General features: G+C 67.5%; 13 protein-coding genes. 8 read left to right on the forward strand and 5 right to left on the reverse strand.

Features of this window, described 5'->3' with window-relative positions; translation table 11 throughout:
* Window positions 1–48: 48 nt before the first annotated feature.
* The 4 genes from cutA (at window position 49) to CR156_RS17590 (ending at window position 6,520) form a co-directional block, all read left to right on the forward strand.
* Window positions 49–387: a divalent-cation tolerance protein CutA gene (gene cutA, locus CR156_RS17570; protein WP_025878647.1), complete on the forward strand. Its 339-nt coding sequence runs from the start codon at window positions 49–51 to the stop codon at window positions 385–387.
* Complete coding sequence (locus tag CR156_RS17575) at window positions 384–2,774, forward strand: protein-disulfide reductase DsbD domain-containing protein (RefSeq protein WP_100553765.1); 2,391 nt, start codon at window positions 384–386, stop codon at window positions 2,772–2,774. The genes cutA and CR156_RS17575 overlap by 4 nt, the downstream gene beginning before the upstream one ends.
* The gene (locus tag CR156_RS17580) at window positions 2,771–3,331 is read left to right on the forward strand and encodes a TlpA family protein disulfide reductase (RefSeq protein WP_100553766.1); all 561 of its coding nucleotides are present in this window, start codon (window positions 2,771–2,773) and stop codon (window positions 3,329–3,331) included. The genes CR156_RS17575 and CR156_RS17580 overlap by 4 nt, the downstream gene beginning before the upstream one ends.
* Window positions 3,332–3,994: 663 nt before the next feature.
* Window positions 3,995–6,520 carry a PepSY domain-containing protein gene (locus CR156_RS17590; protein WP_100553768.1) on the forward strand — a complete coding sequence of 842 codons (2,526 nt, stop codon included), beginning with the start codon at window positions 3,995–3,997 and terminating at the stop codon, window positions 6,518–6,520.
* Between the two features lie 78 nt (window positions 6,521–6,598).
* Here the strand turns inward: CR156_RS17590 and CR156_RS17595 are convergent, their stop codons facing one another.
* The gene (locus CR156_RS17595) at window positions 6,599–9,136 is read right to left on the reverse strand and encodes a methyl-accepting chemotaxis protein (RefSeq protein ID WP_100553769.1); all 2,538 of its coding nucleotides are present in this window, start codon (window positions 9,134–9,136) and stop codon (window positions 6,599–6,601) included.
* A 202-nt stretch (window positions 9,137–9,338) separates the two neighbouring features.
* Between CR156_RS17595 and CR156_RS17600 the strand changes: the two genes are divergently transcribed.
* Window positions 9,339–10,172 carry an arylamine N-acetyltransferase family protein gene (locus CR156_RS17600; RefSeq protein ID WP_100553770.1) on the forward strand — a complete coding sequence of 278 codons (834 nt, stop codon included), beginning with the start codon at window positions 9,339–9,341 and terminating at the stop codon, window positions 10,170–10,172.
* 32 nt (window positions 10,173–10,204) lie between these two features.
* Here the strand turns inward: CR156_RS17600 and CR156_RS17605 are convergent, their stop codons facing one another.
* Window positions 10,205–10,576: a VOC family protein gene (locus CR156_RS17605; protein ID WP_100554226.1), complete on the reverse strand. Its 372-nt coding sequence runs from the start codon at window positions 10,574–10,576 to the stop codon at window positions 10,205–10,207.
* A gap of 113 nt (window positions 10,577–10,689) precedes the next feature.
* On the opposite strand from CR156_RS17605, the gene CR156_RS17610 reads away from it, so the two are divergent.
* A complete protein-coding gene (locus tag CR156_RS17610) occupies window positions 10,690–11,406 on the forward strand; it encodes a transporter substrate-binding domain-containing protein (protein ID WP_100554227.1) in 717 nt (238 codons plus the stop codon).
* Window positions 11,407–11,438: 32 nt separating this feature from the next.
* On the opposite strand, the gene CR156_RS17615 is transcribed toward CR156_RS17610, so the two are convergent.
* The 3 genes from CR156_RS17615 to CR156_RS17630 form a co-directional block, all read right to left on the reverse strand.
* A complete protein-coding gene (locus CR156_RS17615; protein ID WP_100553771.1) occupies window positions 11,439–12,341 on the reverse strand; it encodes a LysR substrate-binding domain-containing protein in 903 nt (300 codons plus the stop codon).
* Window positions 12,342–12,584: 243 nt separating this feature from the next.
* Window positions 12,585–13,139 (reverse strand): GIY-YIG nuclease family protein, encoded by a 555-nt coding sequence (locus CR156_RS17625; protein WP_100553773.1) that lies wholly within the window; start codon window positions 13,137–13,139, stop codon window positions 12,585–12,587.
* A gap of 67 nt (window positions 13,140–13,206) precedes the next feature.
* A complete protein-coding gene (locus CR156_RS17630; RefSeq protein WP_100554228.1) occupies window positions 13,207–14,757 on the reverse strand; it encodes an alkaline phosphatase in 1,551 nt (516 codons plus the stop codon).
* A gap of 112 nt (window positions 14,758–14,869) precedes the next feature.
* Between CR156_RS17630 and CR156_RS17635 the strand changes: the two genes are divergently transcribed.
* Together CR156_RS17635 and CR156_RS17640 are read left to right on the forward strand one after the other, a co-directional pair.
* The gene (locus CR156_RS17635; RefSeq protein ID WP_100553774.1) at window positions 14,870–15,667 is read left to right on the forward strand and encodes a D-alanyl-D-alanine carboxypeptidase family protein; all 798 of its coding nucleotides are present in this window, start codon (window positions 14,870–14,872) and stop codon (window positions 15,665–15,667) included.
* 68 nt (window positions 15,668–15,735) lie between these two features.
* Window positions 15,736–16,287, forward strand: a complete 552-nt coding sequence (locus CR156_RS17640; RefSeq protein WP_100553775.1) for a hypothetical protein — start codon at window positions 15,736–15,738, stop codon at window positions 16,285–16,287.
* Window position 16,288: the final 1 nt, after the last annotated feature.

Below are 16,288 nucleotides of genomic sequence, written 5' to 3' on the forward strand. Positions count from 1 at the left end.
CTGCCGTCGCCGGGCCCTGCCCCGGCGACGGCCCTATACTCGACGGTCATGTCGACCGTCGATCCCGTCCTGCTGCTGTTGACCACCTGCCCGGACCGGGCCAGTGCCGAGCGCATCGCGCACGCGCTGGTCGCCGAGCACCTGGCTGCATGCGTGACCCGCCTGGACGGCGCACAGTCGACGTACCGCTGGCAGGGCGAGGTCACCACCGACGCCGAACTGCAGCTGCTGGTGAAGACCACCGCAAGCCGTGTCGATGAAGCCATCGCCCGGATCGTCGAACTGCATCCGTATGAACTCCCGGAGTGCATCGCGGTCGAAACCCGGGCCGGCCTGCCGGCGTATCTGGACTGGATCCGGGCACAGACCCGGGAGGACACTGATTGAAGACTCTGTTTGCGCGTGGCGCCGCCTTGTGCGCTCTGTTGTGGCTTTCATTGCCGGCCTTCGCGCTGGATGAAAAAGATCTGCTGCCGGTGGACCAGGCGTTCGCGCTGACCGCCAGCGCGCCCGAACGTGGCCAGATCCAACTGCAGTTCAAGATCGCCCCCGGCTACTACCTGTATCGCCACCGCACCACGGTGAAGGCCGATCCTGCCTTCAATGCCGCTGCGCTGCAGATGCCCGCAGGCAAGAAGCACCACGACGATTTCTTCGGTGAGGTGGAGACCTACCGCGAGCGCCTGCAGGCCACCCTGCCCGGCGCGCCCACCGATGCCGCCGGCACCATCAGCCTGGAAGTGCGTTACCAGGGCTGCGCCGATGCCGGTGTGTGCTACCCGCCGCAGAAGCGCGTGGTGCAGGTGACCCTGCCCGGCGCGGGCGGTGCGGCTGCCACGCTGCCGACCGCACGCGCCACCGGCGCCAGTGCGTTCAACAACCCGCTGGCTGGCGCCGGTAGTGGCGGTGGCCTGCGGCTGCCGGGCACCAGCAACAGCCAGGCGCTGCCGCTGCCGTCGGAACAGGCGTTCGGCTTCGATGCCATCGCCAGCGATGGCAACACGCTGCTGCTGCGCTTCAGCCCGGCACCGGGCTACTACCTCTATCGCGACCGCACCTCGCTGAAGCTCGAAGGCAGCCCCGGGGTACTGGCCGACAAGCCGCGTTGGCCGGCGGCGCAGTCGCACCGCGACGAGCACTTCGGTGACGTGGCGGTCTATTTCAACCAGGTGGAGGTGCCGGTGCCGCTGCGCCGCAGCCGCGCCGAGGCCGTCGACAGCACGCTGGTGGTGACCTTCCAGGGCTGCCAGACCGATGGCATCTGCTACCCGCCGATGACCCGCCGGGTGAAGTTGTCGATCCCCGCCGGCAAGACCAACGCCACCAGTGATGCACCTGCTGCACGCGACGAAGTGATCCGTTCGCTGCCCGCTTCGGCCGCTGCCAGCACCCGCGAGGCCGCCAACGGCACGCCGCTGCGCCTGCTTCCGACCGTACCCAACGACGCGTCGGCCGCCACGGGTGGTGCCGACGCCAGCAACGGCGCACGCGATGCCTTCGCCGCCGACGCGCAGCAGGACAATGCGCTGCGTACCAAGGCCCCCAGCCGCGTGCCGAAAACCGACAGCTCGTTGCTGTGGGTACTGCTGCTGGCGCTGGGCGGTGGCCTGGTGCTGAATCTGATGCCCTGCGTGCTGCCGATCCTGTCGCTGAAAGTGCTGAGCCTGGCGCAGAGCGGCGAAAGCCCCGAACGCGCCCGCAGCCATGCCATGTGGTACACGCTGGGCGTGCTGGTTGCCTTCGCGGTGATCGGCGCGCTGATGGTCGGCCTGCGCATGCTTGGCAACGCGGTCGGCATCGGTTTCCAGCTGCAGCATCCCGGCGTGGTCGCGGCGTTGGCCTACATCATGTTCGCGGTGGGCCTGAGCCTGTCCGGCGTATTCACGATGGGCGGCGGCATCGGCAACTTCGGCCAGTCGCTGGCGCGACGCAGTGGCCCGGCCGGCGACTTCTTCACCGGCGTGCTGGCCTGCGTGGTCGGAAGTGCCTGCGTGGGTCCGTTCTTCGGCCCGGCGGTGGCCTATGCCTTCGTTGCACCGCCAGTGGCGGCGATGCTGGTGTTCCTGTTCCTCGGCCTGGGCCTGGCCCTGCCGTTCCTGCTGATCGGTTTCGTGCCGGCGCTGGCCCGTCGCCTGCCCAAGCCGGGCCAGTGGATGGAAACCCTCAAGCACGTGCTGGCCTTCCCGATGTACGCCGCCGCGTTGTGGCTGCTGTGGGTGCTGGGCAAGCAGCGCGGCGTGGATGGCATGGCGCTGGCGCTGGGTGGCCTGCTGCTGCTCACCGGTGGCCTGTGGCTGTTCGAGCGCAGCCGCTGGCGCAGCCAGCGCGCGGCCGGGCTGCTGGGCGTGCTGCTGGTGATCGCGGCGCTGGTGCCGGTGTGGGCCGTGACCCAGCTGGCACCGCCGGCACGTGCCGCGCAGGCGAGCAGCGAGAACGTGGTGGAGTATTCGCCGCAGATGCTGGACCGCCTGCGCGCTGACAACCGCGTGGTGTTCGTCAACATGACCGCCGACTGGTGCGTGAGCTGCAAGGCCAACGAACGCGCGGTGCTGTCGCGCCCGGAGTTCAAGGAACTGCTCAAGCGCACCAACGCGGTGTACATGCGCGGCGACTACACCAATGTGGACCCGCAGATCACCGCGTTCCTGGATGAGCACAAGGCCGTGGGCGTGCCGCTGTACGTGGTGTACGGCCCCGGCGCGCCGCCGACGGTGCTGCCCACCCTGCTGACCCAGGCGCTGGTGGAAGAAGCGCTGCTGCGCACCGCACGATGAAGTGGCAACGGCCAGCACTGCTGTGGACAGCGGTGCTGGCTGCCGGGGTTGGCCTGTGGGCCGGCAATCGGCTGGCGCCGCCGCCGGTGGCGCAAACCGCAGCGCCTGTTGCCGTATCGCCGCCGGCGTTGCCGGTGCTGCGCCCTGGTGATCCGCTGCCGGCGCTGGTCCTGCCCGATGCAGACGGCAACGCGCTGGATATCCGCGAGCGCTTCAAGGGCCAGCCATTGCTGGTCAATGTCTGGGCCAGCTGGTGCGGCCCGTGCGTGGAAGAAATGCCCGAGCTGGCCCGCTTTGCCGAGGGCCAGGGCACGCGCGGTGTGCAGGTGTTGGGCCTGGCGCTGGATACGCCGGACGGCGTGCGCGATTTCCTGCAGCGGGTTCCGGTGAACTATCCCATCGTCCTGGATACCCCCGGCCCACGCGATGCCAGCGTGCAGTTGGGCAATGCGCAGGGCCTGCTGCCGTACAGCGTGCTGTTCGATGCGCAGGGCCGGATGGTGAAGGCCAAGCTCGGCCCGTTCGCGCACGGCGAGATCGAAGGCTGGGCGAAGTAAGGTCGGCAGGGCTGCGCCCTGCACCTGCAGAGGCCGAAGCAACAGCAACAGCCGAAGCAACGGCAACAGCGGGCTTCCGTGGGATGGCGGGGCGGTGTCGGATTGCGGGGGCGCCGCAAGTACGTCCTTGTAGGCTTGGCAGCCGCATCCATGCGGCTGACACCCCGCAATCCGACACCGCCCCACCTCTGACAGATTTCCGGCGTCTGATGGATCCACCTCATGCGTGGATGAATCTCCATCGGAATCGAATATTTCGACAATTGAACGAAGAGCATCCACGCATGGCGTGGATCTACGTGTCGACCAAGGTCGACACCCACCAACAGCCGCGGAAATCTGTCGAAGGCGGGGTGGGTCCGGTTGCGGGGGCGTGAGCGCCATGGATGGCGCGACCGAGCTTACAGGGACGTACTTGCAGCGTCCCCCGCAACCGGACCCACCCCGCCATCCCACGGAATGCACGCTTCTGCCGTTGCTTCGGCTGTTGCCGTTGAGGTTGCCGGCCAGCGGCCGGCACTACCGCTTCGGCGGGTGCAGGGCGCAGCCCTGCCGGCAACCCCTCCTTGACCGCAGCGGCCCGGGACCCGGAGAATTACGAGATTAATTCTCATTTGCTGTTGCGCAGGATGCGGGCGGCAGCCTCGACGGCCCTCGATCCCGATGTTCAAGAACGTCCTGTTCCAACTGCACTGGCTGCTGGGCATCAGCGCGGGTGCCATCCTGGCCGTGATGGGCCTGAGCGGTGCGGTCCTGTCGTTCGAGGATGAGCTGCTGCGTGCGGCCAATCCCGGTTTCGCCGCCATCGCCGAACACCATGCCGACAACCAGCAACCGCTCGCCTTGAGTGAACTGGTGCCGTTGCTGCAGGCGGGCAGCGAACGGCCGCTGCAGCGCCTGCGGGTGGATGCCAGCGGCCAGCGCCCATCGGTCGCACGCTTTGCCGGTGGCAAGGACCACTGGGTGTATTTCGATCCCTACAGCGGCGAGCGCTTCAGCGCGCTGCGCGGACAGGCGTTCTTCGATTTCGTCGAGGACCTGCACCGCCATATGGTTGCCGGAGAGCGTGGCTCGTGGATCACCGGCAGCTGCGCGATCGCCCTGCTGTTCTTCACTTTGTCCGGGTTGTACCTGCGCTGGCCACGTCGCTGGTGGCACTGGCGCAGCTGGCTCGCGGTGGAGTGGGCGCGCAAGGGGCGCGGCTTCCTGTGGAGCCTGCATTCGGTGATCGGCACCTGGGTGCTGCTGATCTACCTGATGAGCGCGCTGACCGGGTTGTGGTGGTCGTTCGACTGGTACCGCAACGGGCTGACCCAGCTGCTGGGCGTCGCGCCGCCCGCCAAGCACAGACTCGCCACGGATCTTCCCCTGGATCTGCACAATGTCGAGGCCACGCTGTATGCGCTGCCCGGTGTGCGCCAGGGCTTCATCGACCTGCGCCTGCCGGAGAAGCCCGGTCAAGCACTCAATGTGCGGGTGATGTCGGCGGATCCCGCGCAGCGCGGCGGCCACCATGATCGTGCGCACGACCTGCTGCAGCTCGACCCGGCCACCGGCGCGGTTCTCGACGCGCGCCCGTACGCACGCCAGGGTGCCGGCGGCCAGCTCACCACCAGCATGTTCGCCCTGCACTCGGGCAGCTTCTTCGGCATGCCCGGACGCATCGTGGTGATGCTCAGCAGCCTGGGCATGTGTCTGTTCTTCGTCACCGGTTGGCTGCTGTACCTGGACCGCCGCCGCAGCCAGCGCGCCGCGCGCGCGCTGCGGCAGACCGTTCCGGCAGCAGCACTCCACGCCGGGGGCATACCGTGGCTGGTGGTGCATGCCAGCCAGAGCGGCCTGGCCGAACAGTTGGCCTGGCGTGCGGCGGCACAGCTGCAGGCGGCCGGCCACGGGGTGCAGGTACTGCCGCTTGCGCGCGTGACGGCCACGCAGCTGCAAGCCACCACACAGGCGCTGTTCGTGCTCAGCACCTTCGGTGATGGCGAGCCACCGGACAACGCACGGCGCAGCGCGCGCCAACTGCTGGCACAGCTGCCGGCGCTTTCCAGCCTGCGCTACGGCATGCTCGCACTGGGTGACCATCAGTACGATCAATTCTGCGGATTCGGCATGCAGATGGATGACTGGCTGGCCCGCGCGGGCGCACAGCCGTTGTTCGCGCGAATCGATGTCGATGCTGCTTCGGTGACGGCGCTGCGGAAGTGGCAGCTGCAGCTGACCGGGCTGACCGGCATCGACACCGATGACAGCGTGCTGCCAGCCGCCACGGTGATGCATGACTGGCGTCTGCTCGGCCGCACCCTGCTCAACGCCGGCAGCGTCGGTGGCCAGATCTGGAAGATCCGCCTGGCACCACCGGCTGATGTCGATTGGCAGGCCGGCGACATCCTGCATATCGCACCACGCCACGATGCGGGGCATGTGCACACGGTGCTTCGAGCGCATGGCCTGGATCCCCTGCAACCGCTGCTGATCGACGGTGCTGCGAAAACGCTGTTGGAACTGGCCAGCGAACGCGTGCTGCCCGAAGCCGGCAGTGCATTGCGGGTACAGGATGCAGGCCTATGGTTGTCAGGCCTGCCGTCGCTGCCCGGGCGTGAATACTCCATCGCCTCATGCGCCGCCGATGGCGAGGTGGAACTGGTGGTCCGGCTGGTCCACGACGCAGCAGGTCGCGCGGGGCTGGGCTCGGGCTGGTTGGCGCTGCATGCGCCGTTGAAGGGTGCGGTTGCGGCCCGCGTGCATCGCAACCCTGGCTTCCATCGGCAGCCAGGCACGCCGATGGTACTGATCGGCAACGGCACCGGCATCGCCGGCCTGCGCAGCCTGCTGCGCGAAGCTGCGCATCACGGTGAGCACGGTCATTGGCTGCTGTTCGGCGAGCGCCAGCGCGCGCACGACTTCCTGTTCGCCGAGGAAATCATCCGATGGCAGGCTGACGCGCACCTGCTGCGGTTGGATCAGGCGTACTCGCGTGATATCGACGATGGCAGCTACGTGCAGCATCGCCTGCGCGCTGCGGCGGATGAACTGCACACGTGGCTGGCACGCGGCGCAGTGATCCATGTATGTGGATCGCTGCACGGCATGGCCGAAGGCGTGGACCAGGTGCTGCGCGAGGCACTGGGCGATGAAGCGGTGGAACTGCTGCTGGAGAACGGACGTTACCGGCGCGACGTGTATTGAGTCCGTTCGCCGGGCATGGCCCGGCGTTACCCGTCATGGGTTTCAACGGTAGCGCCGGGCCATGCCTGGCGAAGGCGATCACGCGGCCGCGCGCGGGCGTCGCTCGGGCAGTAGTCGGAACGCTGCCACCGCTTCGGCCAGCGCCTGCACCTGGGCCTGCATCTGCGCGGTCGATGCGCCGGCCTCTTCCACCAGGCTCGCATTGCGCTGCGTGCTGGCCTCCATCTGCACGACGGTCTGGTTCACCTGGGCGATGCCCGCATGTTGCTCGTGCGACGCACTGCGGATACCCGCCAGCAACCCGGCCAACTGCTGCACGCTGCTGACGATCTCGTCCATCGTGGCGCCCGCCTGCTCGGCCTGCGTACTGCCCTGGCCTACCCGCGCCACCGAGTCCTCGATCAGTCCCTTGATCTGCTTGGCCGCGTCCGCACTACGCTGGGCCAGCAAGCGCACTTCGGCGGCCACCACCGCGAAGCTGCGACCCTGCTCGCCTGCACGCGCTGCCTCCACCGCCGCGTTGAGGGCCAGGATATTGGTCTGGAAGGCGATGCCATCGATCAGCTGGATGATGTCGCCGATGCGACGCGACGACGCGCTGATGCCCTGCATGGTCGCCACGACCTGGCCGACCGCGGTGCCGCCGCGCTCGGCAACCTTGGCGGCGTCACGTACCAGTCCGTCAGCACGCCCCGCGGCGTCGGCGTTGCGGCCGACGGTGTCGGTCAGCTCATGCATGGATGCCGCGGTTTCTTCCAGGTTGGCCGCCTGCTGCTCGGTGCGCTGGGACAGATCGTGATGACCGGCGACGATCTCGCTGACACCCACATCCAGGCGCACAGTGGCCTGCTGGATACGGGTGACGATGTGGCCCAGCTGCGCGACAGTGGCGTTGGCATCGTCACGCATGCGGGCGAACACGCCCTGCAGGTCGCCCTCCATGCGCACGCTCAGGTCGCCGCGTGCCAGTGCGGCCAGCAGCGCCTGCAGGTCGCCCAGGTTGGTCTCGAAAGTGGACAGCAGGCGATTGATGCTGGTCGACAGCGTGCGTACGAACCCCTGCTTGCCCTCCAGCGCGATGCGCCCCTGCAGCTCGCCATGCGCTGCCGCGTCGACCAATGCCGCCACTTCAGTTTCCAGCAGCGTTTCCAGCGCGCGGCTGCGCCATTCCACCGCGACACCAAGGAAGTGGTCGTCCTCGACGACGGCATTGGCGATCAACTGATACCGGGTACCGGCGTGGCCGATCTCACGCTCTTCGCGCTGACGGACACCGATCAGTCCCGCCAGCGCCGGATGCAGGCGGACCGCGTCGCTGCCGAGCAATGTCTCTGCGGGAAGCGCCAGCAGCTGCAGCAGCGCCGGGTTGGCGTAGGCCACCTGCCCTTCCGCATCAACCACCATCAAGCCGGTCTGGGCACTGTCCAGCGCCTGCCGCACGCGCGTGTTGCCGCGTGCCACCGCGCGTTCGGTCTCGGTGCGCGCACGCAGGCGCTGCTGCATGTCGACCAGGCGCTGCGCGAGCTGGCCGATCTCATCGTTGGCGTTGTGCACGCGCAGCGTGGTGTCGAGCCGGTCATCCGCGATATCGCCTGCAAAGCGCAGGGTGTCCTGGATCGGTCGACGCACCGCGCGTACCACCAGTACCAGGCTGGTGATCAGCACGCCGGCCACCAGCATCAGGGTGGCCACGAACAGCACGCTGGCCATCCTTGCGCCCGATCGCTGACGCAGCTGTGCCTGTTCCAATGCCGCAACCTGAGCCTGCTGGAAGGCGGCCAATGCCGGGCCGACGGCTGCCGCGGTTTCGAGCAGCGACTGTGCCTCCACGTCCAGGCCGACGCGTGCAGCGGTATAGCCAAGCAACGCGGCCTGGTAGGCTTCCATGCCGTTGCGCACGCGTTCCTGCACGTCAGCTGGCAGGCCGGCCAACGCCAGATCGAAGGGCAGCTTTTCTTCGCTGGCACGATCGGCGTGGGTGGAATCGCCATCGAGCAGCAGCAACGCTTCCTGGCGCCGCATCCGCTGCACATGCAGGGACAGCGCAGGGCGCTCCAGCGCATCCACCTGCGCCTGCAGCGCGTCGGCGGCCTGCTGCAGCTGCGCGGCCAGACCAGCGTCGCCGCGTCCCATCTCATCTACCCGCTCGAACAACGCGGCGATGCCCTGTGAGAATGCATCGACGGCCTCGGTCATCGCCTGCAGCACCTTGCGCCGGCCCGCGTCCATCGGCATGCCCCGCAACGCCTGCAGGTCCTGCTTCAACATCTGCTGCGTGGCCAGCAACTGGCTGCGGTCCACATCATCGAAACTGCGCGCATACTGGGTCTGCAGGCGCCGGGCCTCGGCCACCCGGGCGGCCAGCGAAGCAACGCGGTCACTGCCGTGCTGGTAGCTGGCCTGATCGCGGGCCGCCTGCGTGCTCGCATGACTGGTCCAGGCGTGGACGGCGGCGATGGCCACCAGTCCCAGGCTGCAGACCAGCAGGGTCGCCTTGAGCTTGTCGGCGACGCTGAGCCGATGTGGCTGCAGCCAGCGCAGCAGGCCTGGGAAACGGGAACGCAACCCGACAACGCGGCTACGCAGGGACCGAAGGTGGGGAACGACGGCCGACATGACAGACTCCAGGCGGAAGGACGCACCTGTATCGACCGATCTCAGTGGAACTTTAGCGTCCGACTGAGTCCTGCCGCGGGCAGTACCCAGTCGTCGCTGTTGTACCGGCCGCAGGCGACGAGGGGATGACACCGGCGAGGCACACTTGACCTCAACCCCGGTTGCGGTAGCACAGTGGAGCCCCCCGCCCGTGGTGCCTGCCATGTCCATCGACGTCCCCCGCTACCTGCAGCGCCTGCAGCTGGATGCCCCGCCACCGCTCACGCTGGCCGGGCTGACCCTGCTGCAGCAGCGCCACAACGCCCTGCTGCCGTTCGAGACCCTTACCAGCCTGCTGCGCGATGCGGTCGCCATCGACCTGGACAGCGTCCAGCACAAGCTGCTGCACGCGCAGCGCGGCGGCTACTGCTTCGAACTCAATGGCGCGTTCCTGGCCCTGCTGCAGGCCCTGGGCTTCGATGCGCAGCCGCTGAGCGCACGGGTGCTGCTGTCGGCTGCAGAGGGCGAACTGACCGCGCGTACGCATCTGCTCCTGCGGGTGCGTCTGCAGGAAGCGGACTGGTTGGTCGATACCGGCTTCGGCAGCCTGACCCCGACCGTGCCACTGCGCCTGCATGAGAGCGCAGTGCAGGACACACCGCATGAGCGCTACCGCGTGCGGCGGCTGGACGATGGCGACTTCATGCTTGCCGCCGAAGCAGGGGATGACTGGCGGGCGCTGTACCGCTTCGACCTGCAGCCACCGGCGCCGATCGATAACGAAGTGGGCAACTGGTACGTGTGTACGCATCCGCAGTCGAGCTTCCCTGGCCAACTGCGTGCATCACTGACCGGGCCGGATTGGCGACGCACCATCGGCAGCGGCAACTACACCGAATATCGCCCGGGCCAGGTACCGGCCAAGCGCCCGCTGCGCGATGTGCAGGACGTGCGCGAGGTGCTGCAGCAGGGCTTCGGCATGCGCCTTCCGGACGATCCGCGATTGGATCCAGCCATTGCCGACTGGCTGCAGCGATCGCGCGCCGCGTCCGTGTAGAGCCACGCGATGTTCGGCTGCTGACCGGAGGGCTATGGGGTGACGGGCGCCTGCAGGGCGATCCGGTTGCCTTCGCTGTCGCGGATCTCGGCCACCCGCCAGTCACCGGCCACGTCCGGGCCAAAGCACAGCACCGCGCCAGCCTGAAGGGCACGCTGCAGGCTGTCATCCAGATCGTCCACGCCCAGGTAGATGCGCGGTCCCTGCTCCGAGGGCAGGTAGTCAGCACCGTGCACCAGCGCCATGCTGGCACCCGCGTCCCTATCGTTGAATGGCAGGTACGCCATCCGGCAGTCATGCACGTTGATCGGGGTAGCGATGTCCACCTGCAGCCATTGCCGATAGAACGCCATGGCACGGTCCAGGTCGGCAACGGGAACTTCAACGTGCAGGATGGGATTCATGGTGATCATGGCTGGGCGTGCAGGCGGATGAAACACAGGATCGCAGCTCTGCACACCACACGATACGGCCACAGGTGGCATGCTGGCAGCCCGACACCGAGCTGGAACTGCGCATGTCCCTGACCGATCACCGTCATGCGTTGGCCCCACTGGGCTACCTGCGCGTTGCCATCAACCTCGGCAACCCGGTGCTGGCCCAGGGCGACGCCGATGCACCACGCGGGCCATCGGTGGAACTGGCCACCGCGCTGGCACAGCGGCTGGATGTGCAGGCCCGCTTCAGTTGCCACGACGCGGCCGCATCGGTGGTGGCAGCTGCGAGCGACGATGCGTGGGACCTGGCCTTCCTGGCGGTGGACCCGGCACGCGCCGACCGCATTGCCTTCAGTGCACCGTATGTGGAGATCGAAGGAACCTACCTGGTGCGCGATGACAGCCCAGCACGGCAGGTTGCAGATCTCGATCGCGACGGGCTGCGCATCGCAGTGGGTCGCGGCGCCGCCTACGATCTGTTCCTCAGCCGCGAGCTGCAGCAGGCAACGATTGAGCGTGCCGACACCTCGGCCGCCGCCATTACTCTTTTCGACCAGCAGCGGCTGGATGCAGCGGCCGGCGTACGCCAACCCCTGCAGGCCTGGGCACAGGCGCATGCCGGCCATCGCGTGCTGGCAGATCGCTTCACCGTGATCCAGCAGGCGGTCGCAGCGCCTGTTGCTAGACCCGCAGCGGCGTTGCAGGCACTGTTCGCGGAAGTAGAGGCCATCAAGGCCGGACCGCTGCTGGGCGAAGCCTTCGCACGTGCCGGGCAGGCAGTCACGCTGGTGCGCTGACGCACACTCCCCGTCACTACGCTCGCCTGGCGCTATCCCGCGTCGGCGGCCTGCATGTGCCGCACATGCTCGGCTGCCTGCGCGTGCAGCCATTCGCGGAAGGCCAGGAAACCACGGTGGCGTATCGAGCGCTGCGGGTACACCAGCCAATGCGGCCATGCGGTTTTCAGGCGCAGGTCCGACAACGCAACCAACTGGCCGGAATCCAGCAGCAGCCGCGCCCGGGTGACCCGTCCCAGCGCAACACCAACGCCGTCCAGTGCGGCGCGATGGTGGGCCTCGGAATCATCCAGCACCGCCACGAACCGCGCCGGTGGGCGCTGTCCGACCAGCGCGAACCATGCGCCCCACGCACCGTCTGGGTCTCCCAGCAGCGGCCACTGCGCCAACGGTAGGTGGCCGATGCCGCCCATGCGCTCGATCAGTGCCGGGCTGGCCATCGGCAGCAGCCATTCGTCGAACAACGGTTCCACCACCAGCCCCGGCCATTGTCCGCTGCCCAGCCGCAGCGCCGCATCGAACTGCAGTTGCCGGTCGAAGTCGATCAGTCGTTCGCTCGATTGCAGATTGATTTCGATCTGTGGATGCGCCGCCACGAAATTGCCCAGCCGTGGCACCAGCCATGCGCTGGCCATCGACGGCACGGCACTGAGGGTGAGCACATGTTCGGGGCGCGCGGCGTAGGGCTGGAAGGCTTCGTTGATCGCATCCAGATGGGGCCCGACCTGATCCAGCAGGCGCTGCCCTTCCAGGGTCAAGGCCACACCGCGTGCCTGCCGGATCAGCAGCGGCTGGCCCAGGCGTTCCTCGAGCTGTCGCATCTGATGGCTGAGCGCACTGACCGTCAGGTTCATCGATGCGGCGGCGCGGGACAGGTTGCCCAGGCGTGCGGCAGCGACGAAGCCCTGCAGGGCATGTAGCGGTGGGCGGGACATAAGCCTTGAATTCCTCTCAAGTCGACCTTGCGGAAATGTCGCTTTTTGCGCACCCATGCTGCCCGTATCGTGCATTCCACTCAAGTGGAGGCACGATCATGAACATCTTCAGCGGTCTGTTGTTCCTGCAGGGTCATGTGACCAACGTTGCCCTGGCTCAGCGCCTGGCCGAACCGGTTCCCGCAGCGCCCGATGCGCGTCAGGCATCGCGGCCGGCCAGCGTCCCGGCCACCTCGGGAAGTGTCACCACCCGCGCTGCAGGTACTCCGGCAACCACGGCTCCGGATCGATAGCGAGCGCGCGATACGCATCGATGGCTTCGCGAAGTGCGGCCACACCGACCGGCGTGCGCAGGCTTTCCTCTTCCGGCACCTGCGCTGCGGCCCAGTCATGCAGCCGGTCCAGACGCTGGACCATCGCCGCCCGCAGCCACGGCCGCAGCGGATACGTGTGATAGCCCTGCTGTGCCAGCGCACGTACCGCCTCGGCCAGTGCGGCGTTGGCCCCGCGCACCCATTCGGTGCGCCCACCGGCCTTGTCCTGCACCGTCATCGGTGCCGGCGCACGATGCAGCTTGAAGGGCCGGCGCAACTGCAGTTCCAGGTCACGCGCATCCCGCTCGGACTCCGCCTCGACCAGCGCGCCCGCTTCCAGATCGAAGAACTCGAACCAGCGCCGATGCAGCGCACAGATCCGGCCCAGCGGATCGCGCGAGAAACCAATCTTCGCGTAGTCCTCCCAGGCACAGGGAAAGACATAAGCGAACACGCGGCCATCAATGCGGATATCGGAGTCCATCGGCGCACGATGACGATGCCCGCATGTGCGGAACGTGCAGGCGTCGTGCAGACGGGCGCGCGGCAGGTCAACGTCGCTGCAGCGCTTCCTGTATCGCCGCGGCCACATCGGTGTTGTCGATGTAGCTGCCATCGTTCAAGCGCACATGCTGGCGATAGCCGTTGTCGACACCGCGCACGCGTTTACCCAGCAGCTCGGCGCCGTTGCCCTTGGCCCACAGTGGCACCAGGCCGTTTGAATGGTTGCCGGTGGGGCGGAAGCTCATGCCCGGCATGCGCCCCCGGCCGTGGTTGCGCACCGGTTCGAAGGCCACCTGCTGTGCGTTCGGCCCCATCGGCATGCTGTTGTCGTGGTCGGTGGTGACAATCAGCAGATTGCGCTCCCAGCCACCGTTCTCCTCGATCCACGCCATGACCGCCGACACGGCATCGTTGAACTCGACGGTCTCTTCGATCAGACGGCCAAACTGCGGCTGCCCGGTGCAGGCGCCGTAGTGCCATTCACTGCCGCAGGCGCTGGTATGCGCTGCCCAGTCGGTGGCACCGCCTTCAACCATCAGGAACAGGCCCTTGGTTGAGCGCTGCTGCAGGAACTGCAGCGCGCCACGGGTCATCGTCGCCAGGTCCGGCACGCTGTCGATCTTCTTCACCCCCGATGGTGTGCTCGCGTCTTCGCCCAGTACCTGCAGCTGCCGCGCCTGCTGCAGGGTGTTGGCCACGCGCGGTACACCGATCAGCGGCCGGTCGGAGGGCACCAGGCCCTGCGCCAGTGCAACGAACTCGGCCTTGCTGCGGATCAACCGCCACGGCCCCGATGGATTTCCGGCAATGGCCGTGCCCGCCTCAAGCTGCTGCCAATCCTGCTGCGACACCCACTCCCAGGGGTTCCCGCAGCCCTCGGCCACCGGGCCCTGCGGCCCGTCGACGCAGGCTTGTCCATTGACGCTGTATCCGGGTCCGCCGGTGCCCATCACCAGATCCATGTGGCCCTGGGCCAGCATCTGATGGGCGATCTGGTGATAGCTGTTGCGTGATTCGGCCTGCGCAGCGAATGCAGCCGGCGTGGCATGCGCGAACGGCACCGAGGTCACCACGCCGGTGGCCATGCCCAGGCGTTTGGCACGCAGCGTGTTGAACTCCACCGGTACACCGTCGTTGTCGACGTTGATGGCGTTGTTGTAGGTCTTCACCCCCGAGGACAGCGCCGTGCCGGCCGCCGCGCTGTCGGTGGCCACCGCCGCCAGGTACTGATACCCAGCGAAGGGCAGATCCGCCGCAGGCACGGGCGTGGCGTCCCATGCCTTCTGCGCGTCGTAGCCGAGCGTCTGCGCCGCATCGTGCGTAGGCTGGCTGCTGGCGTTGAGCGGGAACGTTGTCACCGCCAGCCGCTGCGGGAAGTCGGCATAGGGGGCGCCTTCGCGGCTGCCGTATTGCCAGTAGGCGGCGGCGTCCCAGGTGCCCCAGCCGGCGCCATCGTTGATCATCACGATGACGTTGTGCGGCCGTCCCTGCGCCGGTTCCGGCCTGTCGGTGCGTACGTCGTGGTGGCAACCGGTGATGGCAACCAGCGCTGTCAGGATGGCCGGCCGCAACCAGCCCCCGAGGTTCGTTTTTTTCATCAGCAGTCCCAGCAGCAAGCGAAGTGATCCGGCCTCATTTGCGACGTTATATCATTTCAATATTTCAGAAACAGTCATCCAGCGCGGGCGCGCGCCGTTACGCTGTCGCCGTATGCCCTCCATGACTTCTTCCCGTTCCCCTGTGTCATCGATCACGATCGATGCCCTCTCCCTCGAGATCCTCCAGCAGCAGCGCGCGGAACTGCAACGACCGCCGGCCTCGCTGACCAAGCTGATGACGGCCTACACCGCGTACGACCTGCTCGCGCAGTCGGGCGGTTCGTGGTCGGACACGATCGCCATCGATCCGTGCGACGTACACGAGGTGGCCGACGATGAAACGCGGATGGGCCTGGTGCCCGGCGAACGCATCGCCCTCGGCAGACTGCTGGAGGGCCTGATGGTGGTTTCCGGCAACGATGCCGCGCTCGCCCTGGCCCGTCACCTGGCCGGATCGCAGGCGGCGTTCGCGCAGCACATGAACGACCACGCGCGGGCGCTGGGCCTGCACGATACGCACTTCATCTCCGCGTCCGGCATCACCACCCCGGGCCATCTGTCGACCGCGCGCGACATGGCGATGCTGGCCGCCCACCTGCTTGCCCGCTACCCCGATCTGCTGGCAATCACCGCACAGCGCAGCTTCGCGCACCGCACGCTGCAGAAGGCGAACCAGAACGCCCTGCTCGGCGAAAACGGTGTGGATGGCTTGAAGACCGGTTACACCCAGGCTGCGGGCTTCTGCCTGGCGGCCACCGCCCGTCGCAGGTGCGCTGGACACGCCCTGCCGCTGCGCCTGATCAACGTGGTGCTGGGCGCTGATTCCCGTGCGTCGCGCGATGAGCAGGTGCGGGCGCAGCTTGATGCGGGCTTTGCCATTGCCGCGGCGGCCGAGGCCCAGCGTGTGTGACGGGCAGACCAGGCAGACACCACAGGCAATGCGCTCTATAGTCCAGCGCCCAAAGGAGTACCCCATCGATGGATCGACGGCTCTTGTGCTGGATGCTTGCGCTGTTCTGCACGTTCTCCGCGGCACTCACCCATGCCGGTGAACTCACTCCTGCCGAGAGCGACGCGCTGCAGAAGGATGTGCGATCGCTGCTGTCCACGTTCGCCCGCGGCGACACCGATGCCATGATTGCGCGCACGCATCCCAGCGTGAAGCGGTTTGCCGGCGGCGATGCGGCCTATGTGAAGGCCGCACGCGATGCGATGAAGACACTCGACGACATGGGCGTGAAGGTCATCAGCGATGATGTCGGTGAACCGACCCGCACCTATGCTGCCGGCGACGAAGAAGTCTGCTTCGTGCCACGGACCACGGTGTTCACCGTCGAAGCGCAGACGGTGAGAAGCCTCGCCTTCATGGTCGCCATCCGGCACGTCGGTGAAACGCAGTGGCGCTACATCGATGGTGCCGCGATGCAGGCGATGCCGGAGCTGCTGCGACAGCTGTTGCCGGACCTGCAGCCTGACGTATCACTGCCCCCGGTCAGCGTCGAGCAACTCCAGGTCGCTCCGCGCACATGAT

The organism is Stenotrophomonas lactitubi, from assembly GCF_002803515.1.
In the GTDB taxonomy this organism is placed as follows: Bacteria; Pseudomonadota; Gammaproteobacteria; order Xanthomonadales; family Xanthomonadaceae; genus Stenotrophomonas; species Stenotrophomonas lactitubi.